Source organism: Pseudomonas sp. v388, from assembly GCF_003935425.1.
Taxonomy (GTDB): Bacteria; Pseudomonadota; Gammaproteobacteria; order Pseudomonadales; family Pseudomonadaceae; genus Aquipseudomonas.
Genome location: NZ_RHQN01000009.1, coordinates 155,858 through 179,030, shown reverse-complemented (window position 1 = coordinate 179,030; position 23,173 = coordinate 155,858). Strand labels below are relative to the sequence as shown.

17 protein-coding genes are annotated in these 23,173 nt (G+C 61.9%); 5 read left to right on the top strand and 12 right to left on the bottom strand.

What is annotated here, in order from left to right; translation table 11 throughout:
- Positions 1-147: 147 nt before the first annotated feature.
- A complete protein-coding gene (locus EGJ27_RS20580) occupies positions 148-2,022 on the top strand; it encodes a patatin-like phospholipase family protein (RefSeq protein WP_256672890.1) in 1,875 nt (624 codons plus the stop codon).
- Positions 2,023-2,106: 84 nt separating this feature from the next.
- Positions 2,107-2,502 carry an acyl-CoA thioesterase gene (locus EGJ27_RS20575; protein ID WP_125832586.1) on the top strand — a complete coding sequence of 132 codons (396 nt, stop codon included), beginning with the start codon at positions 2,107-2,109 and terminating at the stop codon, positions 2,500-2,502.
- 260 nt (positions 2,503-2,762) lie between these two features.
- Here EGJ27_RS20575 and EGJ27_RS20570 read toward each other — a convergent pair whose 3' ends face one another.
- From EGJ27_RS20570 to EGJ27_RS20535, 8 genes are all read right to left on the bottom strand, one after another.
- Positions 2,763-6,530 (bottom strand): hypothetical protein, encoded by a 3,768-nt coding sequence (locus EGJ27_RS20570; RefSeq protein ID WP_125832585.1) that lies wholly within the window; start codon positions 6,528-6,530, stop codon positions 2,763-2,765.
- Positions 6,531-6,696: 166 nt separating this feature from the next.
- Positions 6,697-7,479: a 2-oxo-tetronate isomerase gene (gene otnI, locus EGJ27_RS20565; RefSeq protein WP_125832584.1), complete on the bottom strand. Its 783-nt coding sequence runs from the start codon at positions 7,477-7,479 to the stop codon at positions 6,697-6,699.
- Between the two features lie 24 nt (positions 7,480-7,503).
- On the bottom strand, positions 7,504-8,961 hold the full coding sequence (locus EGJ27_RS20560; protein WP_125832583.1) for an SLC13 family permease: 1,458 nt from the start codon (positions 8,959-8,961) through the stop codon (positions 7,504-7,506).
- 177 nt (positions 8,962-9,138) lie between these two features.
- On the bottom strand, positions 9,139-9,777 hold the full coding sequence (locus EGJ27_RS20555; RefSeq protein WP_125832582.1) for an aldolase: 639 nt from the start codon (positions 9,775-9,777) through the stop codon (positions 9,139-9,141).
- Complete coding sequence (gene otnK / locus EGJ27_RS20550; RefSeq protein WP_125832581.1) at positions 9,774-11,066, bottom strand: 3-oxo-tetronate kinase; 1,293 nt, start codon at positions 11,064-11,066, stop codon at positions 9,774-9,776. Before otnK ends, EGJ27_RS20555 begins: the two co-directional genes overlap by 4 nt.
- A gap of 9 nt (positions 11,067-11,075) precedes the next feature.
- Positions 11,076-11,972 (bottom strand): L-threonate dehydrogenase, encoded by an 897-nt coding sequence (gene ltnD, locus EGJ27_RS20545; protein ID WP_125832580.1) that lies wholly within the window; start codon positions 11,970-11,972, stop codon positions 11,076-11,078.
- Between the two features lie 221 nt (positions 11,973-12,193).
- Positions 12,194-13,015, bottom strand: coding sequence for a DeoR/GlpR family DNA-binding transcription regulator (locus EGJ27_RS20540; RefSeq protein ID WP_125832579.1), 822 nt, complete (start codon positions 13,013-13,015; stop codon positions 12,194-12,196).
- 97 nt (positions 13,016-13,112) lie between these two features.
- The gene (locus EGJ27_RS20535) at positions 13,113-14,369 is read right to left on the bottom strand and encodes a sodium:proton antiporter (RefSeq protein WP_125832578.1); all 1,257 of its coding nucleotides are present in this window, start codon (positions 14,367-14,369) and stop codon (positions 13,113-13,115) included.
- 342 nt (positions 14,370-14,711) lie between these two features.
- On the opposite strand from EGJ27_RS20535, the gene EGJ27_RS20530 reads away from it, so the two are divergent.
- Positions 14,712-15,113: an MAPEG family protein gene (locus EGJ27_RS20530; RefSeq protein ID WP_125832577.1), complete on the top strand. Its 402-nt coding sequence runs from the start codon at positions 14,712-14,714 to the stop codon at positions 15,111-15,113.
- Positions 15,114-15,206: 93 nt separating this feature from the next.
- Here EGJ27_RS20530 and EGJ27_RS20525 read toward each other — a convergent pair whose 3' ends face one another.
- The 4 genes from EGJ27_RS20525 to EGJ27_RS20510 all read right to left on the bottom strand — a co-directional run bounded on the left by EGJ27_RS20525 (position 15,207) and on the right by EGJ27_RS20510 (position 19,745).
- Positions 15,207-15,617 (bottom strand): DUF1090 domain-containing protein, encoded by a 411-nt coding sequence (locus EGJ27_RS20525; protein ID WP_125832576.1) that lies wholly within the window; start codon positions 15,615-15,617, stop codon positions 15,207-15,209.
- Between the two features lie 64 nt (positions 15,618-15,681).
- On the bottom strand, positions 15,682-17,370 hold the full coding sequence (ligB, locus tag EGJ27_RS20520; protein WP_125832575.1) for an NAD-dependent DNA ligase LigB: 1,689 nt from the start codon (positions 17,368-17,370) through the stop codon (positions 15,682-15,684).
- A gap of 171 nt (positions 17,371-17,541) precedes the next feature.
- Complete coding sequence (gene metK / locus EGJ27_RS20515) at positions 17,542-18,732, bottom strand: methionine adenosyltransferase (RefSeq protein WP_125832574.1); 1,191 nt, start codon at positions 18,730-18,732, stop codon at positions 17,542-17,544.
- Positions 18,729-19,745, bottom strand: a complete 1,017-nt coding sequence (locus EGJ27_RS20510) for a metalloregulator ArsR/SmtB family transcription factor (RefSeq protein ID WP_125832573.1) — start codon at positions 19,743-19,745, stop codon at positions 18,729-18,731. The genes metK and EGJ27_RS20510 overlap by 4 nt, the downstream gene beginning before the upstream one ends.
- A gap of 256 nt (positions 19,746-20,001) precedes the next feature.
- Between EGJ27_RS20510 and tkt the strand changes: the two genes are divergently transcribed.
- Positions 20,002-21,999, top strand: coding sequence for a transketolase (gene tkt, locus EGJ27_RS20505; protein ID WP_125832572.1), 1,998 nt, complete (start codon positions 20,002-20,004; stop codon positions 21,997-21,999).
- 123 nt (positions 22,000-22,122) lie between these two features.
- Positions 22,123-23,172: an erythrose-4-phosphate dehydrogenase gene (gene epd / locus EGJ27_RS20500; protein WP_125832571.1), complete on the top strand. Its 1,050-nt coding sequence runs from the start codon at positions 22,123-22,125 to the stop codon at positions 23,170-23,172.
- Position 23,173: the final 1 nt, after the last annotated feature.

Here is a 23,173-nt window from a genome sequence, read left to right as displayed (position 1 = left end):
GGCAGCTTGTCCGGCGGCTGTATCAAAAAAATATATTTGTACCGCACGGCACCATGACGCCCCTCCTAACCTCGGCCCCGATCTCAAAGGAAAGCGGGTGTCTGCCGCTTTCCGCAGACAGCGCCCAGGTGCGCAAGGAGCTACAACGTGAACATCATCTCGAACGGACTCGAGGCGACATCGACCCCGGCCGGGCAGGGGCAAGGCACGGTGCTGGCAGAAAATGCCGGGGATCGCCGGATCACGCTTACCCGATACCCCGACGGCGCTTGCCGCCTCGAACTTGCCGGCCCGCCGATCCGCAAACTGATCCTCAGTGGCGGCGGCGCCAAGGGTGTTGCCTACTCGGGCGCAGTGACGGCGCTGGACAGTCTCGGTGTTCTGCCGGGGATCGTCTCGCTCCATGGTTCTTCGGCGGGCGCGATCATGGCCGCCATGGTCGCGTCAGGCATGAGCGCTGCACAGTTCGATGACCTGAGCGACAACACCGATCTGCTGTCCCTGCTCGACAGCCCCAATGAAAATGTCAGCTGGGTGCAAAGGGGGTTTGCTCGACTGGGCGAAACCGCCGAGAAAGCATTGCCCGGTACCGTTGGCGGATTCACACGCCTGCTGTTGAACGTGTTGCCGCGCGTGCAATCCCAGGCGTTGCCGCTGCAGACGCTGATTCGTGACAGGTCCCGTGCGGCAGTGCTCGCCCACATCACCGACAGCCGGATCGCGGAAGTCGTCGCGGTCCGCGAACGCCTGCTGGCCGGCGGCGTGGTGACCTTTGCCGATCTGGCTTTGCTCAACCGCTACTATCCGCAGATCAAGATGCTCTACATCACCGGCACGGCCATGCTCGGCGAGCTGCCGCAACTGGTGGTGTTCAGTGCCGACCTGACGCCGGACCTGGACATCGCGCTGGCCGCGCATGTGTCGGCCTCGCTGCCGGTGGTTTTCAGCCAGCCGGGTCGCAACGGTCTGGATTTTCAGGAACTCGATGAGTTGACCTTCTTCCAGGATGGCGGTGTTCTGCTCAATACGCCGGTGCCGCAACTGGTCGATCCGGGGCACACCACCGACCTGCTTTCCGGCTCGGACATGTTGATCCTCAAGTTCGAGAAAAAGCAGTCTTCGTCCGGGCGCGGAGGGCTGAAGAAGTTTCTCGCCGATGTGGTGGCCGGCGCTCCTGTCTCGGCTGGGCGGGAGTACCAGAACCTGAGCCTGAAAGCGTTTGCCGCGCAGACCGTCATTGTTCCATTGCGCACGGAAAAGGGCGACTTCACCAGCGCCTTGAGCGGCACGCTGAATTTCACCATGAGCCTGGAGATCAAGAACCACTTGCAGGCTCGGCTCGAAGAAGCGGTCAGGGCGCACCTGGTGGAGCGCTCGGCCCGTCGGGAGAGCTACTCGTTCGGTTCGCTGATCGAGGCCTTGCTCAGCCTGGACGAGGAGATGCTGGCGACTGTCGCGCAAGCGTCCGGCGCGCCGGTCGTCAGCGACGTTCAGGCGTGGTGCACCTCGACGCGGCAAGTCCTGGACGACCTCGATATGGCGGTCCAGGCGCTCGACCCTAGCGTGTCGGTACCGATGGCGGCCACCGTGCGCGCCGTCGTCGAACGGCTCGATACGCTGGCGAGTGACGAGGCGCGCAAGGCACGGCTTGCCCTGGAACTCAACCGCTACGAGCGGCCCGGCGCTGCCCGGCTGTTGGAAAGCCTGCGCGGGCAGAGCGTTACCTCTGCGGTGTTGAACGCCGCACTGGTGGAAAGGCGTACTCGGGAGATCCGTGTGATTGCGGGCAATATTCGCAAGGCGGTGATCTATCCATCGTTGCACATGCTTTTGCAGACATCCGCCAACACCCGCCTGCTGCTGCGGGCGGATCAGATGCTGCTGCAGGCCACGCAAGCCAGCGAGGTCAATCGGGCACTGGACGAGATCATCCGCGGGTATCGCTCGCGTAACCGCCTGCCGGGCAGGTTCTGGACATCGAAGACGGTTGAGCTGGCGAAAGCCTGGCGGGTCAATGCATAGCGGCGATACAGGTAAATCATGGGCGTAGGCGGTTTGCTCTGCCATGATGTTGGGCATCTTTATGGCAGACGGTCAGGAGTGCATATGAATTTCCACACCCGCAAATGGGTAAAACCCGAAGACCTCAACCCGAACGGAACGTTGTTCGGCGGCAGCCTGTTGCGCTGGATCGACGAAGAAGCGGCCATCTACGCCATCGTTCAGTTGGGCAATCAACGGGTGGTGACCAAGTACATTTCCGAGATCAACTTCGTCAGTGCTTCGCGGCAGGGCGACATCATCGAGTTGGGAATTACCGCGACGGAGTTTGGCCGCACTTCGATCACCCTGACCTGCCAGGTGCGCAACAAGATCACCCGCAAGAGCATCCTGACGGTGGAAAAGATGGTCTTCGTTAACCTGGGTGAAGACGGCCTGCCCGCGCCACATGGCCGGACCGAGATCCGCTACATCAAGGATCAGTTTGACATGCCCGCGTGATGCCAATTTTCTGTAGGAGCGAGCTTGCTCGCGAAGGCTCAGGCATGGTCGATGCAAATCCATCGGCTGTCCCCGGCCTTTCGCGGACAAGACCGCTCAGAACCGGAGTTCGCAGGTCTATTGTGGGAGGGCGCTTGCTCGCGACTACGACATACCTGCCGTTGCAGCGCTAACTGACACGCTGCTGTCGCCAGCAAGCTGCCTCGCTCCGGTCATCGCAAGACAGATGCGCCAGGACCGGACGTGTCGCCCGCCAGCGATCAACGCCCGCGTGGGGTCTGGCTCGGTGGCTTCTCGTAAAACACAGTCTCACCCGGTGTGCGATCCATGACGCCGATCAGCTTCAGCCAGGTATCCAGGTCGTCGGTGCTGATCTTGGTGTCGTCCTTGCCTTTCTTCCAGAGGTTGTCGAGCAGGCCGAAGAAGTTGGTGTCGTCGAGGATGAAGCGCGCGGCGGCTTTTTCCTTTTCGTCGCCGTCATTGAGGATCTTCTCGAAGTCCTTCTTGCTGACAATATCGTCCTTGCCGTTCCAGCCGTCCCACTTCTCGCGAATGGTCTCGATTTCTTCCTTGTGTTCGTCGTAGAACGCCTTGTTGTACACATCCATCGGCAGGCCGTTGGTGTTCTCGCCGGCGATGCCGTTCTTGTCCTTGTGCAGGCTCTCGTCCAGGCGAATCATCGATGAACCCTGGTCCTGCGGCGTTTCCTGGAAGTGTTTCCACTCCTCGGTCTGGTAGTCGAAGATGCTCTGGTCGCTCGGCGCGTCCCGGCCTTCGTACTCGTAGAAGCTGTAGCGAGCGTATTCCAGCTTGTCGCCCCAGTCGTCCTGCGCGAAACCGATTTCGGCCTGGTCCTTGAACCATTGGCCTTCCTTGTCGGTGGCCTTCTGCTTTTTCTGGTGGTCGACGAAGATGCTGATGATGCCGGTAATGATGCCCAAGCCCGCAGTGATGAGGAACAGCGGTGCCGTGGCGCCTGCGATGGCGCCGATGGCAGGAGTGATCAGCCCTGCGATGCCGATCCCCGCCGCCGCAGTCCCCGCAACACCGGAGACGATCTGCAGGCTGCCGTTGGCAATCGCCAGGTCGCTGCCGGACTTGATCCCGTCCTTGATGGCGATGCCGCCCATGACGATATCGGCGATGCTCATGATGTCCGGCGCAACGCCCAACACCTTGACCACGGAACCGGCGATGCGCGCCGAAACGCCCGGCACCACTTTCGCGGCGCCCTCCGGTGCCGCGCCCTCGATGCTTTGCGCGACACTTCTCGCGTCCACCAGGCTGCCGGCACCGGCGTTGCCTGCCACGGCCTGGCTGACCGATGCACGCATGTTGTCGACCACATCGTCCGCAGGGAGCGGCTGGTTGTCGGCTTCGAGCATGACGTTGATCGACTCGCGGTCGATCTCGCCATTGCCGAGCATGTCTGCCAGGTTCACGCGCTCGTTATCCGCGGGTACTGCCTGCCCGTTGCGCTCCAGCTGCTCTTCGATCCCCGCGGCGAACGCCTCGCGCGAAGGCGGAGGAAGATCGCGTGCAGTGAAGTAGCTCACCGAGTCCGAATACAGCGAGGACACCGCGTCGGCATAGCTGGAATAGCCAGAGCTGCTCACCGACTCCGGCGCCGCGGTGTTGGCGGCCCGCTCCAGCTCGGTGGCGATATTGTTCGCGTCATCCACCTCCAGCGGCGGCAGCTCGGCAGCGGCACGCTGAGCATTGATGCTCTGCACGACCGAGTCCTGAGTGATGTTCAGGTTCAGATCCGTGGCCAGTTCGTTCAGGTTGCCGTATTTCGAATAGTCCGCAGGCGGCACGCCGCCGGAACGGGTAACGATATCGTCCAGCAGCTCGCGGCTGACATCCTGAGAAAGCGTGCCCCCCTCATTGATTTCGTTGACCAGACCGATCTGATCGACAACGTCGCCGGCGCCATTGCCTGCGTTGATGCTTTGCAACTCATAAACACTGCCCAGACGGTTTTCCAGACCTTCGTCCACAGCGGGTACGTTATTGGCAGCCTGAGCTTCATCGATTTTCTTGGTCCACGGCGCTTCCTTGCCCCAGATTTCCGGCAGGGATTTGCTCAAGCCCAGCAGCTCGGCGGTGTTGGTTCTGGTGAACAGGTCGAATACGCCGGTTTTCTCGAACTGCGCGCCCGAGCCGAGGAAGGTGATGAAGTCCTTGGCGATAGCCAGGCGCTCCAGCGGGTCGTCGCTGAGCTGGCCGTTCTTGGCCGACAGCATGTAGATGGCGCCGCCCAGCGAGGTGAAGCCGGCCGCCGTGCCGAATACGCCGCTCTGGTTGAGTTTGCCGATGGCCTTCTTGAAGCCTTCCTTGTCCTCGGCGCCGACGTACTTGCCCGCCAGGTTTTCTTCGAACTGGGCCTGGGTGATTTCGCCGGACTTGAGCTTGTCCATCTGCGCCGAAAAGTCGCCGAGCTTGGTCTCATCCTTGAGCAACTCGTTGATGAACTTCTCGATGGTGTCCTGGGTGCGCCGCGGGATGTCCAGCATGCCCTTGATGCCCTGCTTGAGCGCCGAGAAGATGTCCTTGAGCGCCAGTTGCTTGAACTCGTCAGGAATACCGCCCGGGTCGGCCATCAGCTTGTCGACTTCGGCCATCACGCTGTTTTTCTTCAGCTCGCTCTGGGCATCCTTGGCCAGCTCAGGGTCAAGCAGCTCCAGGCTGGACAACAGGCGTGCCACGTCGGACTGGCCTTCGGAATTCTTGCCGGCTTTTTCCAGGTCGTTGAGGTATTCGACGAATTCCAGGCTGGTCAGCTTTTCGTGCAGTTCCTTGGCCAGGGCTTCCTTGTCGCCGCCGCTGACCTTCTCGATGGCGGCGTCCATCTCGGCCTGGTATTCCTTGCCGATCTTGTCCTTTTCGCCGTTGCCGTTGGCGAACAGCTCGGCCAACGCCTTGTCGATGTTGTCGCCGTTGAGAATATCTTGCATGTCGGCATCGGTGAGGGTTTCACCTTCGTCATCGAACTTGCGCCACGACTCGGCGCCTCGCGGGTCTTCGACGTAAGGCGTGATGGTGCGACCGCTTTCCATGGCGGCCTTGGCCTCGATTGCCATCACCAGCTTGTAGATATCGCTGTTCTTGTCGACTTTCTTGTCGTCGACCAGCTTCTGGTACTTGTCCATCAGGTTCTTGGTGGCCAGCTCAACCACCGTCAGGTCGGCGGAATCCTTGTCCTTTTCATCCGACTTCACGCCGGTCGGCTTGCTGAGAATGTCCAGATCGTCGAGGTTGCCCATGCCGTTCTCGTCACGGATCTTCTGCACGTCGTCCTGCACATTGCTGCTGTTGATCTCCGCAACCCGGTCGTACAGCTCTTTGTTCTGGAATTCGGAGACCACGTATTTCTTGCCGTCGCGGGTTTCGAACTGAATGACACCACTGCCGAATTCGTCCCTGTTGCCGGTCAGCACAATGTCGTGCTCGGCGATGTAAAGATCCTCGCCTGCAACTTCACGTCCGTTGTTTTCGGCCCGGTCTTCCACAATCACGCGCGACAGGCCCATCTGTTGCGCGGAGGTAAACAGCTCCGGCGTCAGCGCCTTGGATACCGTGATTTTTTCGCCGTCGTGGGTCACGAGCGTCACGACCTCGGCGGTTTCCAGCTGGCCTTGCCACTCGAAGTTCTTGATGTCGCCCCAGGCCGGCAGCTCGGTATTGCGGTCGGCGATGGTGTTGCCGCCGTCAATGGCCTTGTCGACCTGGGCCTTCTGGCTGGGCGACTGATTCAGGCTGTTGAGCTGGGTGAGGAATTTGAACAGTTGCGGATTGGTCGAGGCAGCGACGACAACGCCTTGACCGTCGCGCTCGTAATGCATGTCGCCGTTTTCCATGACCGAAACCTTGGTGCCCTGAATGGGCGGCCAGGTTTCGTTATCGGTGGCCGTGCGATCCGGTTTCTTCGAGTCATTGGCCTTGGCAACGAAAAGGCTGCGTTTGATCCGGGACTCGAAATCGGTACTGCCATCACGTGGGGTATCGGTGGTCGGACGAACGTTCATCAGCAAGCGCCTCGCAAGGTAAGGCTGACCTCACCAGGCAAGGCAGCGAAAGAAGAGTGCGAAAAGGACTTCGCCGATTCTCTCTGTGATCGCCTGTAAATTGCTGTGAAACGTTGTGATTAACGGCTAACTGATGGCTTTATAATGGCGCTTGCCATGCCGCTGTTCAGCGGGCCTGCCACTGCCGCAGCCACTCAAGGCCTTGCGAGGTATCACCCTTGGGGCGGTACTCGCAGCCGATCCAGCCGGTGTACCCCAAGCGGTCGATTTCCTCGAACAACGAGTTGTAGTTCAACTCGCCCAGGTTCGGCTCGTGGCGATCCGGAACGCCGGCGATCTGGATGTGGCCGATGCCCGCGAAGTCGCGACGCAGCTTGCTGATCAGGTCGCCTTCGACGATCTGGCAGTGGTAGCAATCGAACTGCACCTTCAGGTTGTCGGCACCCACCTGCTTGCAGATGTCCTGCGCCTGATCCTGACGGTTGAGGAAAAAATCCGGCATGTCACGGGTGTTGATCGGTTCGATCAGGATCGTGACGCCGGCGGCCTTGGCCTGCTTCGCAGCGAACGCCAGGTTTTCCAGATACACCGCTTGATGGCGCTGGCGCAGGTCTTCATTGGGCAACAGACCGGCCATGACGTGCACCTTGTCGTTGCCCAGCACCTGAGCGTATTCCAGCGCACGTTCTACGCCGCTGCGAAATTCCGCTTCACGGCCAGGCAGCGACGCGATGCCGCGTTCGCATGCGTCCCAGTCGCCGGGCGGCGCATTGAACAGCGCCTGCACCAGGCCGTTATCGTCCAGGCGCTGCTTGAGTTCCTGGGGGTTGTAGGCGTAGGGGAACAGGTACTCGACCGCGGCGAAGCCGTCGGCAGCGGCCGCAGCAAAGCGATCGAGAAAGTCATGCTGTGGGTACAGCATGCTGAGGTTGGCAGCGAAACGAGGCATGTTGGCTCCAGTGCATTCAAGAGGTCAGACGAAAGGCCAAAGCAGCAGGGTGATCGCAAAAGCCAGCGTACCCAGCAGCGTGACCAGCACGGTCCAGGTGCGCAAGCCGTCGGCGACGTTCAGGCCGGCCAGCTTGGTGAACATCCAGTAACCGGCGTCATTGATGTGCGACATCGCCAGACCGCCGCCGCCCATGGCCAGACACAGCAAGGCCATATGATTGGCGCTCAGGTCCAGGGTCGCGATCAGCGGGCTCAGAATGCCGGCGGTGGTCACCAGCGCAACGGTAGTCGAACCCTGGACCGCGCGCAGCAGCAGAGTCAGCAGGAAGCCCAGCGCCAGAACGGGAAGACCGGTGGTGCGCAGGGCTTCGGAGACGACGGCACCGATGCCGGTATCCACCAGCACTTTGCCGAACACGCCGCCGGCACCGGCAATCAGGATCACCATGGCGACACCCGGCAGCGCCGAGCCGATCACGTCGGACACCTGGGTGCGGCTCCAGCCACGGCGCGAGCCCAGCAGCCAGGCGCACAGCAGGGTGTCGATCAACAGCGCCACCAGTGGCGCACCGAGCACGGTGAGGACTGCGCGCAGCATCGAATCGGCGGGCAGCAAGGTGGTCGCCAGCGTACCCAGCAGGATCAGGACGATCGGCAGCAGGATCAGCGCGATGATCAGGCCGAAACCCGGCGCCGGTGCAGGCGGCAGCTTGGCGGCCAGGCTACCGGCGGTTTCTTCGACAGTGCTGCTCTGGGCGTGGCTGGCTTCCGTGGTGGTGGAATAATCGTTACGCGCCCAGGCTTGCAGGTCTTCGTTGGTGACGTGCGGGCCATAGACTTCAGCGCGGATGTCATCGGTCATCGGGTAGGTCTTGCGAGTCATGCGACCGGCGACGAAATAACCGATCACGCACAGCGCTGCCACGATCGGGATGCCGAACATCAGCACCCGACCCAGGTCGGCGCCCAACTGGCTGGCTGCCGCGACTGCGCCGGGGTGCGGCGGCAGGATGGCGTGTACGGCCAGCAGCGCTGCACACATCGGCAGGGCAAAGATCAGCAGTGGCTTGCGTGCCGCACGGGCCACGCCGTAGGCCAATGGCATGAGAATGATCACGCCGACTTCGAAGAACACTGGAATGCCGACCATGAAGCCGGCCACGGTCAGGGCCAGCGGCGTGCGCTTGTTGCCGAAGCGGTCAATGAGCGTGCGGGCCAGCGCTTCTGCGCCGCCGGACAGCTCGATGATTCGCCCGATCATCGCGCCCAGGGCAATGATGATCGCGATATGGCCAAGGGTCTTGCCCATCCCGCCTTCGATGGTGGCGACCAGATCCGCAGGTTTAACCCCGGCGACCAGCGCCACGATGATGCTGACCAGCATCAGGGCCACGAAGGGCTGGAACTTGTACTTGAGGACCAGGAACAGCAGCAGTGCGATGCCCGCACCGGCAACGATCATCAACATCAATGGCGTCATGCCCAAGCGCTCCCGCAGTGAGTGAGCGAGACAAGCGACAGGCAAAATCCGACAGCGTGAGAACGGGGATAAGTCATGCGTTGCGTTCCTGTTGTTATTGTTTTCCGGCGGCGCCGGCATTGCTGAATCGGGAATGGCCGGGAGACGGCAAGACGTCTCCTGGCCGTGGGGCGTGGGTTACCACTTGGCGCCGAATACCTGGCGCAGCTCGTCCAGTGCAGCCGGCCCGAGCGGCGTCGGCCTGGGATCGGTCATCAGCCACAGGCGAGCGGTTTCCTCCAGCTCTTCCAGTGCGTAGCAGGCTTTGGCGACCGAGCTTTCCCAGACCACCGGGCCGAGGCGTTCGAGCATCACGCCGCGCACACTGTTGGCCAGTTGCGCGACACGCTCGGCCACCACCGGCGAGCCGGGGCGCTGGTAAGGAATCAGCGGGATATGCCCGACTTTCATCACCTGATAAGGCGTCAGCGGCGGCAGGATATCGTCGTCCTGCCAGACCCCGGCCAGGGTCAGCGCGACCAGATGCGTCGAATGGGTATGTACGACGCCGCCGACTTGCGGATTGCGGTCATACACCTGACGGTGCAGCGCCAGCGTCTTGGATGGCTTGCTGCCCGAAACCCATTCGCCGGCCAGATTGACCTTGGCGATGTCCTCGGGGTTGAGGCGACCCAGGCACGCATCGGTAGGCGTGATCAGCCAGCCATCATCGAGACGGGCGCTGATGTTGCCGGCGCTGCCGACCGTGTAGCCACGGCCATACAGCAAGCGGCCGACATCGCAGATTTCCTGGCGCAAGGCCTGTTCATCGATCATCGGGCTTCTCCCGCCAGTTGCTTGAGGGCCTTGTCGAAGAAGTCTCGCGCACCGAAGTTGCCGGATTTGAGAGCCAGGGCCAATGGTTGCGAACCGCTGCTGATCGTTGCCGGAACGCCCGGATCGATCTGCGCGCCGATCTGCAGCAAGTGCACGCCGAGCGCCTGCACCACGGCGCCGGACGTCTCGCCACCGGCTACCACGAAGCGCCGCACACCCGCGTCCAGCAGACCTTTGGCGATCTGGCCCAGCGCGTCTTCGACCATGGCGCCGGAACGCTCGACACCCAGCTCTTTCTGCACGGCTTTGACTTCATCCGGTGTGCTGGTGGCATAGATCAGCACGGTTTGCCCGGCATCTCGGGCAAACGCGATGGCCTGCTCGACCACCGGCTTGCCGGCGGCCAGCTCCAGCGGGTTGATGCGCAGCGCAGGGCGATTGCTTTCCAGCCAGGCGGCCACCTGGCCGTTGGTGGCGACCGACGCGCTGCCGGCGAGCACCACCTCACCACCGGCCACGGCGATGACTTGGGCTGCATCGATATCCCGCAGTTTGCCGGCTTTGCGGAAGTTGCCCGGCAGGCCCAGCGCCAGGCCCGAACCGCCGGTCAACAGCGGCAGGTCGGCACAGGCCTCGCCCAGGGTGTACAGGTCTGCATCGCTGAGGGCATCGGCAATCGCCATGCCCACACCATCAGCGCGCAGTTCGGCGATTTTTTCGCGGACTTTGGCAGCGCCTTGGGAAACGGTGTCGTAACGCAGCAGGCCGACTTTCCTGCCGGTTTGCGCTTGCAGCACGCGCACCAGATTGGCATCGGTCATGGGCGTGAGCGGGTGATTCTGCATGCCCGATTCGCTGAGCAACTGGTCGCCGACGAACAGATGACCACGGAAAATGGTGCGACCGTTTTCAGGGAACGCCGGGCAGGCGAGGGTGAAGTCACTGCCGAGCTTTTCCAGCAGGGCTTCGCTGACCTGGCCAATGTTGCCGGCCGCAGTCGAATCGAAGGTCGAACAGTATTTGAAAAAGATCTGCTCGCAGCCGCGCTCGCGCAGCCATTCCAGCGCCGCGAGGGATTCTTCCACGGCTTCGCTGGTGGGCGTGGTGCGCGACTTGAGCGCGATGACGATGGCGTCCGCATCCAGGCCGGCCGCCATTTCAGCGCTGGGGATGCCGATGCTCTGCACGGTACGCATGCCGCCACGGACCAGCATGTTGGCCAGATCGGTAGCGCCGGTGAAATCGTCGGCGATGCAGCCCAGCAACGGGCGAGAGGAAGTCGAAGTCATGGCGGTTCCTCAGGCTTTGGCTTTGGGCAGGTCGATGCCTGGGAAAATCTTGATCACGGCGGAGTCGTCTTCACGGCCGAAGCCTGCGCTGGACGCTTGCATGAACATCTGGTGCGCGGTAGCGGACAGCGGCAGCGGGAATTTGCTGGTACGTGCGGTATCCAGTACCAGGCCCAGGTCCTTGACGAAGATATCCACGGCCGACAGCGGCGTGTAATCGGCGTTGAGGATGTGCGGCACGCGGTTCTCGAACATCCAGGAGTTGCCGGCGCTGTTGGTAATGACTTCATACAGCGCGTCGGCGTCGACACCTTCGCGCAGGCCCAGCGCCATGGCTTCGGCACTGGCGGCGATGTGCACGCCGGCCAGCAGCTGGTTGATGATCTTGACCTTGGAACCCAGGCCGTGGACGTCGCCCAGGCGATAGACCTTGCCGGCCATGCCATTGAGGATGGCTTCGGCCTTGGCGTAGGACTCGGCCGGGCCGGAGGTCATCATGGTCATCTCGCCCGAAGCGGCCTTGGCGGCGCCACCGGAAATCGGCGCGTCGAGGTACAGCAGGTTCTGCGCGGCCAGGCGCTCGCCCAGTTCGATGGCGAAGGTCGGCGCGACGGTGGCGCAACCGATCACCAGGCTGCCGGGGCGCAGCGCGCCGATGGCGCCGTTGTCGCCGAACAATACGGTTTCAGTCTGCTCGGCGTTGACGACCACGGTGATGATCACATCGCACGCAGCGGCCATGGCAGCCGGGGATTCACACGCGACGCCGCCTTCCTGAGCGAAGGCTTCGGTAACGCTGGTGCGCACGTCGCAGGCATGTACCTTGAAGCCGCTACGCAACAGGGAGCGGGCAATGCCCAGGCCCATTGCACCCAAGCCGATAACGCCAACGTTCTGAGTGTTCATGCAGTAATCCTCGAGTCAGTGCCGATGCTCGTCGTGCCAGCATACGGACGATATTGTTCTGATCTGTGAATCCGATAGTGAACTCATGAGTGAATAATGTGAAGTCTTTTTTGTTTTTAACAAATATTCACATAGTGTGTTTTTTCGGCAGGCACAAAAAAGCCCCTGCGTGAGGGGCTTGATAGGGACTGTATTGGGGGAGTGAGCTTGCTCAATCTGCGTTAGCGTTTGCCACCCACTGGCGCGAGCAGCAATTCGATGCGTTGCTTGCGAATCCCGTCGGCCGCCGCTTCGGCCAGCGCCGCGTCGGTGATGATGGTGTCGAACTGGTCCAGCCCGGCGATCTTGTACATGCCGAAGGTGCCGTATTTGGAGCTGGTGGCGATCAGGACTGTCTGCGAAGCCGATTGCATGGCGGCCTGCTTGACCTCGACCTTCAATGCCGAGGGCGTGGTGGTGCCGCGCTGCAAATCCCATGAGCTGGTGGACATGAACGCCACATCCGTCGCCAGTTGGCGCAACGTGGCCGCAGCCAGCCCGCCGACGCTCGACTGGTTCGGGTGGTCCAGCAAGCCGCCGGTGTGGATCACGTCCACGTGCGTGGCGTCAGCCAACGCGTTGACGATGCCGAAATCGTTGGTCACCACCGTCATGCCGGACAGCGCGACGATGTAGGGCACGATTTCCAGCGTGCTGGTGCCTGCATCCAGGTAAATCGTCATGTCCGGATGCAGCAAGCCCGCCGCCAGCCGCGCCATGGCCTGCTTGTGCGGCAGTTCCACCACAGCCTTGGACTGATGGCTCGGCTCGCTGTGTACCTGGCTGACGATGCGCACCCCGCCGGTCACCGAATAGGCACGCCCTTCCTGCTCCAGCAGCGCGATATCGCGACGGATGGTCATGTGCGAGCAGTCGAACATCTCCATCAACTGATGCACGCTGAGCACCTGATGTTTGCGCAGTTCGCGCAGCATCAGTTCGCGGCGCTGATCGGGGATCATCGGTGCGCCGCCGGCAATGGCGACTTCCTCGTCGGTGGACATTCCAGCTCCTGGGCATCATGGGACCGCTGCGGCAGGCAGGCGGTCCCGGCATCTTAGCCAATCGCTCCGGCAATGGAAGCGCCTTGGGCATACACGGCTAGTGGGAAGCGTCCTGCGGCGCGGCTGCGCCAGTGACCGAGCGCACCAGTTTGCCGATGCTCAGGCCCTGAAGCAGGATCGACAAAAGCACCACGATGTAGGTGATGCTCAGCAGCAGGTCGCGCTCCGGTCCGGTGGGCAGCGCCAGGGCCAGGGCCACCGAAACGCCGCCACGCAGACCGCCCCAGGTCAGGATGCGGATGGTGCCCTGCGGCACCTTGCGCCAGCGGCGCAGCAACAGAATCGCCGGAGCCACGGTCACGAAGCGCGACAGCAGAATCGCCACCGCCAGCAGGCTCGCGGCACCCAGATGCAACCACGAGAATGGCAGCAGCAACAGCTCCATGCCGATCAGCGCGAACAGCAAGGCGTTGAGCATGTCATCGAGCAATTCCCAGAAGCCGTCCATGTAGCGACGGGTCATGTCGTTCATCGCCAGATTGCGCCCCAGGTTACCGATGATCAGGCCGGCCACGACCATCGCAATCGGGCCGGACACATGCAGCTCCGACGCCATGGCCGAGCCGCCGATCACCAGGGCCAAAGTCAGCATCACTTCGATCTGGTGCTGTTCGATGCTCTTGATCATCAGATAGACCGCGTAGCCGATCAGCGCGCCGAACGCGATGCCGCCGATGGCTTCATGCACGAACAGCCACGCGGTTTCGCCCACGGTCGGCGTTTCACCCAGTTGCGCAATGCCCAGCAGAACGGTGAACACCACCACTGCGGTGCCATCGTTGAACAGCGACTCGCCGACGATGGTGGTCTTGAGCGGCTTGGACGCATTGGCGGTGCGCAACACCCCGAGCACGGCAATCGGGTCGGTCGGCGAAATCAAGGCGCCGAACAGCAGGCAGTAGAGCGGGCTGACGTGCCAGCCGAACAGGGCGAAGATCCAGTACGCCAAAGCTCCGATCACCGTGGTGGCGATCAACACGCCGAAGGTCGCCAGCAGCCCGATGGGCCAACGGTAGCTGCGCAGGTCGGAAAGATTGACGTGCAGCGCGCCGGCGAACAGCAGGAACGACAGCATCCAGTTCATCAGCAGGTCGCCGAAATCGATCTGGCCGATCAATTGCTGGACGTGTTCTTCAAGCCCAGGGAAGCCCATGACGCTCAGGCCTTGCAGAATCAGCGAAAACACCAGCGCGGTGACCATCACCCCGATCGTGGGAGGCAGGCCGATGAAGCGGAAGTTCACATAGGTCAGTAGCGAGGTAAGGCAGATAAAAGCAGCAGCGAGTTCAAGCATCCGTATTCCCGTAGTTCCAATTCAAATCCTGCCCGGCAGTGGTGGTCTGTGTATTGCCGGGCGTTACTGGGATGTGCCGGCGCGCAGGTTGGGCACATCTCGTGATGCGTTGCAGGGTGAGCGTTGACCGCGTGATCGCGCTGATGTTGCAAAAAAGGTCGTGGGTCGGCACATGGATGAGCGGCGATTCACTCGCCTGCTCACTGTTGAGCGGCTATGCTCGGCACCCCGCCGGATGGGCGGTGCAGGTCCGAGAACCTTTCGCACAGCCCTGGGTTCTTAGCATGTGCCGGTTGTGTCCGGCATGCTTGCAATGAAGTGGAAAACCATAAGGATGAATGTATGACAGTTGCTTTCTGGTGCGTGCTGGTCGCCTTTCTGCTACCCCTGGTCTGTGCGGTAACCGCCAAGGTCGGCAGCGGTAAATTCAAGCCGGGCAACAATCACGATCCGCGCAGCTTCCTCGACAAGCTCGAAGGGTTCCCCAAACGCGCGCATTCCGCACAGTTGAACAGCTACGAGATCAACCCCGCGTTCGCTGCGGCGGTGATCATCGCGCACATCACAGACAATGCATCACTGGTGACCATCGATGTGCTGGCCGTGCTGTTCATCACCAGCCGCCTGCTGTACATCATTTTTTACCTGGCCGACTTGGCTGCGCTGCGCTCCATCGTCTGGATCATCGGGCTGGGGTTGATCATCGGTCTGTTCGGCGTTGCGGCGGTGCCGGCTGCTGCGTGATGCGGGTGTTGTTCGCCAGCAAGCCGGCTCCTGCGGATCAAAGATGCGCCGCGACCCTGCAGGAGCCAGCGTGCTGGCCAATTCCTCACCGCTTCATTCCGCCGGCTGGACCTTTTCCAGCTCGGACTGGGCGTCCTGCAATTCCTTGCGCGACTCCGCAAGCTTGTCCTTGCGCTTGTTGATCCGTTCGGGGTCGCCTTTGGTCATCGCTTTGTTCAGGTCGGTCTGACGGCGGCTGACTTCCCGTTTGGCATCCAGCACTTTCTGTTCACGTTGCTTGAGCAGAGAGGTTTCGGTGCAGTTGGCGTTGACCTCGCTCAGGGCCTTTTCCAGGCCGGCCTGCTGTTGTTTATTGCCCTCGGTCTTGGCTTCCTGGATCTTGCTGCTGATTTCCTGACTCTTGACCAGGCATTCGGAAGCCTGGGGAGCCTGTTCTGCCGCCAGTAGTGGCGTGGCCAGCAATGTGCAGCTGGTGAGCAGAATCAGGGGTGAGAAAAGCTTCATGTGAACTCCTTTGAAACAATGCGTCCGGGCGTATGGAAAACTGATACCCGGCACTGAAAAATACTCAAAATCCATTGATGCCTTGAATACGAAGTTGCGTGCTCAGGGCGTGCACTTGCGGATCGAGAAAAAATGCCCGCAGCGCTGCGGCTCGTCCCGGTCCGATCCCCGGTACGGCCTGCCATTGCTCGGTGGTGCGAGCTGCCAGTTCGCTCCAGTTGCCTGTCAGTGGTGCTCCACCGGTAGGCGGCAGGCCGATGGCAGTGAGCCACGTGTTGAACGGCTGTTGCCGCGCGGTTTGCAGGCTGTCGAGCAGTTTAGCGCTGCTTCGGCTGCCCAAGCCTGGAATGTTAGCAAGCTGAGTGCGATCCAGGGTCATCCAATCGAGCAAGCCGTTGATCTGTCCCGCCTGGATCAACTTGTCCCAGGTGCCGGGACCGACGCCCGACAACTTCAGACCTTGCCTGCCGCCCAGCCAGATGAGCCTGGCGCGAAACTGGCTTTCACAGCCCGGTGTCGGCTGCCAGCAACTGAGCGCATGATAATCGGCGGCTTGCGGAACGTTCAGATGGACCCGTTCGGTCGTGCGCGAAATGACCCCGTCCAGACGCGGTATGGTGAGGCCCGCCAGGCTGACGGCTACCTGGTCGCCCGGACGAATATCCAGAGCCTGCCAGCGTTGCAGCGAACCGACGCTGACCCGGCTGACTTTACGATCATCCAGCCGGATCGGCTTGAGCTCCAGCATGGGTGTGATCTTGCCGCTGCGTCCGATAGTGAAATGGACCTTGCGGACCTCGGCGAGCACCTGCGCGTAAGGGTATTTCCAGGCTGCGATCCAGTAAGGGGCTTTGGCCTGCCAGCGCTCGGCAGGAGGCCGTTCAGCCTGGCGCATGACCACGCCATCAGTGGCGAAGGGCAGCGGGCTGCGATACCAGTGTTCACGCCAGATGCCGGCCTGGGCAAAACCTTGCAGAGGTTCGGTGAAGCGGACGCTGTCCTCGAAACCCAGGGCCTGCAAGCCTGTCAACCGGTCCGCCATGTTCGAAGGCCCATCCGGCCAGTCCCAGACGAACAGGCCGATGTTGGTGCCCTCTTCGGTGGTTATGGTCTTGCGGTTCAATAACCCGGCCACCTTGCTGCGGGCATTGAGGCTGCCGTTGCGAGCCTGAACGTGGGCGTTGAGCTTCCAGTACAACTCACCCTGCAGGACCAGATTCTTCTGCCATGGCAAGCTCTCGGGTATGGCGGCGATCCGCAGCGCATGAGCCATCCAGTCCTGGCCGCGCATCCCGTTACCCCGGCTGATCACCTGCGCCAGCTTGCCGTCCTGGTAAACGAGAGTGACGGCCACGCCGTCGACCTTGGGCTGGATGTACACATCCGATTTGCCCCGTAACCAGGCCCGCACGGCAAGTTCGTCAGGGAGTTTGGTGAGCCCGGTGTGGGGAATCGGATGCACGACCGGCCCGGCCGAGCTGGCGAGCGGGTCATCGATCGGCTCGGGTTGAGAGGCCGGGAAGCAGTTCTTCAGACTGGCAAGGCGTTGCAAGGATTGGTCATAGATCTCGTCGGCGACTTGCCCGATGCCTTGACGGTGATAGCTGTCGTTCCATGCGGTGATCCTGGCTTGCAGCGCCGCGGTCTCGGCGCCGGCTTTTTCGGGCGGCCAGTCAGGGCATGGATTGGCATTGACGCTGATGCAGTACAGCGCGAAAGCCGTGCAGGCGAGCAGGCGGAGAGTGGGCAGCATCGAAGCGTCCTTGCTTGGAAGATGGCCAGGCAAGGCTAGCGGGAGTTGGCGAAGCAGGCAGCAACGAGGTTTTTGCGGGGTTTTTCAGAGTTCTCCAGCCCCTGCACAGCTGCGCAATAAAAAGCCCCCAAGGCTCATGCCGTCGGGGGCTTTTGCTGTAGCGCGAGCGTGTTACAGGCCGGCAGCGGCGCGCAGGGCGTCGGCGCGGTCGGTTTTTTCCCAGGTGAAGGCGGTGAAGGTGTCGTCACCCACGGTCATTTCCACCGGCGTACGACCGAAGTGGCCGTAGGCCGCGGTCGCCTGGTACATCGGGTGCAGCAGGTCGAGCATGGTGGTGATCGCGTATGGACGCAGGTCGAAGGTGTCGCGGACCAGTTTGATGATCTTGTCATCGCTGATCTTGCCGGTGCCGAAGGTGTTCAGCGAGATCGATGTCGGCTGGGCGACGCCGATGGCGTAGGAAACCTGAATTTCGCAACGCTCGGCCAGGCCGGCAGCGACGATGTTCTTGGCCACGTAACGACCGGCGTAAGCAGCGGAGCGGTCGACTTTCGATGGGTCCTTGCCGGAGAACGCGCCGCCACCGTGGCGAGCCATGCCGCCGTAGGTGTCAACGATGATCTTGCGACCGGTCAGGCCGCAGTCGCCTACCGGGCCACCGATGATGAAGTTGCCGGTGGGGTTGATGTGGAACTGGGTGTCCTTGTGCAGCAGCTCGGCCGGGATCACGTGCTTGACGATCAGCTCCATGACGCCTTCGCGCAGGTCCTTGTAGGACACGTCCGGGTTGTGCTGGGTCGACAGCACGATAGCGTCGACGCCGACCACCTTGCCGTTTTCGTAGCGGCAGGTGACCTGCGACTTGGCGTCCGGACGCAGCCACGGCAGCAGGCCGGACTTGCGGGCTTCGGCCTGGCGCTGCACCAGCTGGTGGGAAAAGGTGATCGGAGCCGGCATCAGTACGTCGGTTTCGTTGCTGGCGTAGCCGAACATCAGGCCCTGGTCGCCGGCGCCCTGATCTTCAGGCTTGGTGCGGTCAACGCCCTGGGCGATGTCCACCGACTGCTTGCCGATGATGTTCATCACGCCGCAGGTCGCGCCGTCGAAGCCGACGTCGGAGCTGTTGTAGCCGATATCGAGGATGACGTTACGCACGATGTCTTCCAGATCGACCCACGCCGAAGTGGTGACTTCGCCGGCGATGATCGCGACACCGGTCTTGACCAGGGTTTCGCACGCAACACGGGCGTATTTGTCTTCAGCGATGATGGCGTCCAGAACCGCATCGGAAATCTGGTCGGCGATCTTGTCCGGATGCCCTTCGGACACGGACTCGGAGGTGAAAAGTGAGTAGTCGCTCATCTACGGGTTTCCTGAATTTTACCGATGTGAGTGTCGCCAGCCGGTCGCTGAAAATGGCGGACCTGGATCTGGAAACCATTACGTAAGCCCACGTACAGGCTTTCCCCGGGGACTAGCCCCGCAGCGATGGCCCAACGGGCCAGATCTTCCTGTTCGAACCCCAACCAGAGATCGCCACAGGCCTCCCTGGCCCAGCTCTGATCGTGGCTGCACAATTCTGTTATCAGCAGACTGCCGCCCGGTCGCACATGCCCGGCCAGTTGTTTCAAGGCTTCGGCCGGTGCGGCGAGATGGTGAAGCACCATGTTCAAGACGACGCAGTCGACATGCACTTTAGCGTCTGCCAGTGCATCGGCCAGTCGCAGCTCTACATTAGCCAGCGCCAGACGCGTGCACACCTCCCGCGCCAGTTCGAGCATGGCCGGGCTGTTGTCCATGGCCGTGACGTGCTGAAAACGGCGGGCCAGCTCCGGCAGAAAACCACCGTCGCCCGGCCCGACTTCCAGCGCCGTGGCGGCCTGGCCGAAGCTCAGCTTGTCGAGCAGTGACAACAGGCTTTCGCGGTATTGAGCCAGTCCTGCGATCAGGTCCTGCTGGGCGCGAAATTTCTCTGCGGTGCGGGCGAAAAAATCCTGGCTGGCCAGTGCTCGTTGCCGATGCACCACGTCGATCCGCTCCAGCACGTCACCCGGCAAGGTCAGCGTGTCGATTTCTTCGAGCAGGGCGGCATGCAACCTGCCGCCCGGTCGTTGGGTGTGGGGCAGGGCGCGGCGATAGAAAATCGCATTGCCTTCACGCCGGGTCGCCACCAGTTCGGCCTGGGCCAGCACCTTGAGGTGGTGGCTCATGCCCGACTGACCAATGGCGAAGATCTGCGCCAGTTCCAGCACGCCGAACGAATCGTTGGCCAGTGCGCGCAGCACATTCAGCCGCAGAGGATCGCCGCCGGCCTTGCACAGGGCAGAGAGGTCGTCGCAGTCGTCATGGCGAAGGGCGGGTGCTGGCAGGTTCATAAGCAACGCAGTCTAGAGAGCCATCCGGCGGTCCGCAAGGCCAATATCAAAAAGTTTTGATATTGATGAGCGGCGGCTTTTGGGCCTGCGCTACGCTGCCGGTTTGAGGGCGATAGGGGCATATGCGGCCGAATAACTGCCTCATCGCCGGAAAAAACATTCTATGGTTACCAGTCTGTCATTGCCCCCGGAGAGTCCCTGAGGGAAAATGGCCGTCTTTTTCCGATCCCATTCTTTCATTCCCAGGAGATCAGCGATGCCAAGCCGTCGTGAGCGTGCCAACGCCATTCGTGCCCTCAGCATGGATGCCGTGCAAAAAGCCAACAGCGGCCATCCCGGTGCCCCCATGGGCATGGCGGATATCGCCGAAGTTCTTTGGCGCGACTATCTGAAGCACAACCCGGCCAACCCGGCGTTCGCAGACCGCGACCGTTTCATCATGTCCAACGGGCATGGTTCGATGCTGATCTACTCGCTGCTGCACCTGACCGGCTACGACCTGTCCATCGACGACCTGAAGAATTTCCGCCAGCTGCACAGCCGCACGCCGGGTCACCCGGAATTCGGCTACACGCCGGGTGTTGAAACCACCACCGGCCCGCTGGGCCAGGGTTTCGCCAACGCCGTCGGTTTTGCCGCCGCCGAGAAAACCCTCGCCGCCCAGTTCAACCGTCCGGGCCACGATATCGTTGACCACAACACTTACGTGTTCATGGGCGACGGCTGCATGATGGAAGGTATCTCCCACGAAGTGGCGTCGCTGGCCGGCACCCTGCGCCTGGGCAAGCTGATCGCCTTCTACGACGACAACGGCATCTCCATCGACGGCGAAGTCGAAGGCTGGTTCACCGATGACACGCCCAAGCGCTTCGAGTCCTACGGCTGGCAGGTGATCCGCAACGTCGACGGTCACGATGCCGATGAAATCAAGACCGCCATCGACACCGCTCGCAAGAGCGAGCAGCCGACGCTGATCTGCTGCAAGACCACCATCGGCTTCGGTTCGCCGAACAAGCAGGGCAAGGAAGAATCCCACGGCGCGCCGCTGGGTGCCGACGAAATCGCCCTGACCCGCGCCGCACTGAAATGGAACCACGGTCCTTTCGAAATCCCGGCGGATATCTACGCCCAGTGGGATGCGAAAGAAAAAGGCCTGGCCGCCGAAGCAGAATGGGATCAGCGTTTCGCGGCTTACTCCGCTGCGTTCCCTGAGCTGGCCAACGAGTTCATCCGGCGCATGAGCGGCGAGCTGCCGGTCGATTTCGCCGAGAAGTCGGCCGCCTACGTCGCCGAAGTCAACGCCAAGGGCGAGACCATCGCCAGCCGCAAGGCCAGCCAGAACGCCTTGAGTGCATTCGGTCCGTTGCTGCCTGAAATCCTGGGCGGCTCCGCTGACCTGGCCGGCTCCAACCTGACCATCTGGAAGGGCTGCAAGAGCATCACCGGCGAAGACGCCAACGGCAACTACCTGCATTACGGCGTGCGCGAATTCGGTCAGGCTGCCATGATGAACGGCATCGCCCTGCACGGCGGTTTCGTCCCATACGGCGCCACCTTCCTGATCTTCATGGAATACGCTCGCAACGCAGTGCGCATGGCCGCACTGATGAAGAAACGTGTGATCCATGTATTCACCCACGACTCCATCGGTCTGGGCGAAGACGGCCCGACGCACCAGCCGATCGAACAGCTGACCAGCCTGCGTACCACGCCGAACCTGGACACCTGGCGTCCGGCCGACGCCGTGGAATCGGCAGTCGCCTGGAAATACGCCATCGAGCGTAATGATGGCCCGTCGGCATTGATCTTCTCGCGTCAGAACCTGCCGCACCAGAAGCGTGACGATGCGCAGTTGGCCGACATCGCTCGCGGTGGTTACGTGCTGCGCGACTGTGTCGGCGAGCCTGAACTGATCCTGATCGCTACCGGTTCGGAAATCGGTCTGGCCGTCGAGGCATTCGATGCCCTGACCGCGCAAGGTCGCAAGGTTCGCGTGGTTTCCATGCCGTGCACCAGCGTGTTCGAAGCCCAGGACCCAGGCTACAAGCAGTCGGTCCTGCCGCTGCAGGTCAGCGCGCGTATCGCCATCGAAGCCGCACACGCCGACTACTGGTACAAGTACGTCGGTCTGGAAGGCCGCGTGATCGGCATGACCACCTTCGGCGAGTCGGCCCCTGCGCCTGCGCTGTTCGAAGAGTTCGGCTTCACGCTGGAAAACGTGTTGAGCACGGCAGAAGAGCTGCTGGAAGACTAAAAGCAACGACCTGTACTTGTGGGAGCGGACTTGTCCGCGAATGAAGCTACGCGGCGCCTCTGGCACAGCGCGTGGTTTACTTCGCGGCCAAGTCCGCTCCCACAATAGACTCCCGAGAACCCCATGCCCCAGCCCCGCCCCTACAAAGTTGCTCTGAACGGTTACGGCCGCATCGGTCGTTGCGTCGTGCGCGCGTTATGTGAGCGTGGGGCAAAGGCGGGTTTCGAAGTCGTTGCCATCAACGACCTGGCCGACATGGCCAGCCTTGAATACCTCACGCGCTTTGACTCCACCCACGGCCGGTTTCCCGGCGAAGTGCGGGTCGAAGGCGATTATCTGCACATCAACGACCACCGGATTCGCGTGCTGCGCAGCCCGGCGCCCGAAGGCATTGATTGGGCCGCCCTGGAAGTCGACCTGGTGCTGGAGTGCTCCGGCGTCTACAACACCCGGGAAGACGGCCAGCGCTTTCTCGATGCTGGCGCGCCGCGTGTGTTGTTCTCACAGCCGATGGCCAGTGAGCGTGATGTCGACGCCACCGTCGTGTTCGGCGTCAACCAGCAGAACCTGACCGGCAACGAGTTGCTGGTGTCCGCTGCGTCCTGCACCACCAATTGCAGCGTGCCGCTGTTGCGACTGCTGGATCAGACGCTGGGTCTGGATTACGTCACCATCACCACCATCCATTCGGCAATGAACGACCAGCCGGTGATCGACGCTTATCACCATGAGGATTTGCGTCGTACGCGCTCGGCTTTCCAGTCGATCATTCCGGTGTCCACCGGGCTTGCCCGCGGAATTGAGCGGCTGCTCCCGGAACTTGCGGGCCGAATTCAGGCCAAAGCAGTTCGCGTACCGACGGTCAACGTCTCGTGTCTGGATATCACGCTGCAAACCACGCGTAATACCGATGCTGTCGAGATCAACCGCATCTTGCGCGAAGCCGCCACCCGCGGCCCGCTCAAGGGCTTGCTGGCGTATACCGAATTGCCGCATGCCAGTTGTGATTTCAACCATGACCCGCATTCGGCCATCGTCGATGCCAGTCAGACTCGCGTTTCCGGCCCAAGGCTGGTCAACGTGCTGGCCTGGTTCGACAACGAATGGGGTTTTGCCAATCGAATGCTCGACGTCGCGGACCACTTCCTGCGCGTCGCGGACCAACAACAGTAAA

Coding starts and splice junctions, on each gene's coding strand:
- EGJ27_RS20540 (WP_125832579.1), bottom strand. CDS start 13,015: ATGTCCACCGACGAGGAAGTCGCCATTGCCGGCGGCGCACCGATGATC.
- EGJ27_RS20510 (WP_125832573.1), bottom strand. CDS start 19,745: ATGAACCTGCCAGCACCCGCCCTTCGCCATGACGACTGCGACGACCTC.
- EGJ27_RS20575 (WP_125832586.1), top strand. CDS start 2,107: ATGAATTTCCACACCCGCAAATGGGTAAAACCCGAAGACCTCAACCCG.
- metK (WP_125832574.1), bottom strand. CDS start 18,732: ATGAGCGACTACTCACTTTTCACCTCCGAGTCCGTGTCCGAAGGGCAT.
- EGJ27_RS20525 (WP_125832576.1), bottom strand. CDS start 15,617: ATGAAGCTTTTCTCACCCCTGATTCTGCTCACCAGCTGCACATTGCTG.
- ltnD (WP_125832580.1), bottom strand. CDS start 11,972: ATGAACACTCAGAACGTTGGCGTTATCGGCTTGGGTGCAATGGGCCTG.
- epd (WP_125832571.1), top strand. CDS start 22,123: ATGCCCCAGCCCCGCCCCTACAAAGTTGCTCTGAACGGTTACGGCCGC.
- otnI (WP_125832584.1), bottom strand. CDS start 7,479: ATGCCTCGTTTCGCTGCCAACCTCAGCATGCTGTACCCACAGCATGAC.
- EGJ27_RS20570 (WP_125832585.1), bottom strand. CDS start 6,530: ATGAACGTTCGTCCGACCACCGATACCCCACGTGATGGCAGTACCGAT.
- EGJ27_RS20530 (WP_125832577.1), top strand. CDS start 14,712: ATGACAGTTGCTTTCTGGTGCGTGCTGGTCGCCTTTCTGCTACCCCTG.
- otnK (WP_125832581.1), bottom strand. CDS start 11,066: ATGACTTCGACTTCCTCTCGCCCGTTGCTGGGCTGCATCGCCGACGAT.
- EGJ27_RS20560 (WP_125832583.1), bottom strand. CDS start 8,961: ATGACGCCATTGATGTTGATGATCGTTGCCGGTGCGGGCATCGCACTG.
- ligB (WP_125832575.1), bottom strand. CDS start 17,370: ATGCTGCCCACTCTCCGCCTGCTCGCCTGCACGGCTTTCGCGCTGTAC.
- tkt (WP_125832572.1), top strand. CDS start 20,002: ATGCCAAGCCGTCGTGAGCGTGCCAACGCCATTCGTGCCCTCAGCATG.
- EGJ27_RS20535 (WP_125832578.1), bottom strand. CDS start 14,369: ATGCTTGAACTCGCTGCTGCTTTTATCTGCCTTACCTCGCTACTGACC.
- EGJ27_RS20555 (WP_125832582.1), bottom strand. CDS start 9,777: ATGATCGATGAACAGGCCTTGCGCCAGGAAATCTGCGATGTCGGCCGC.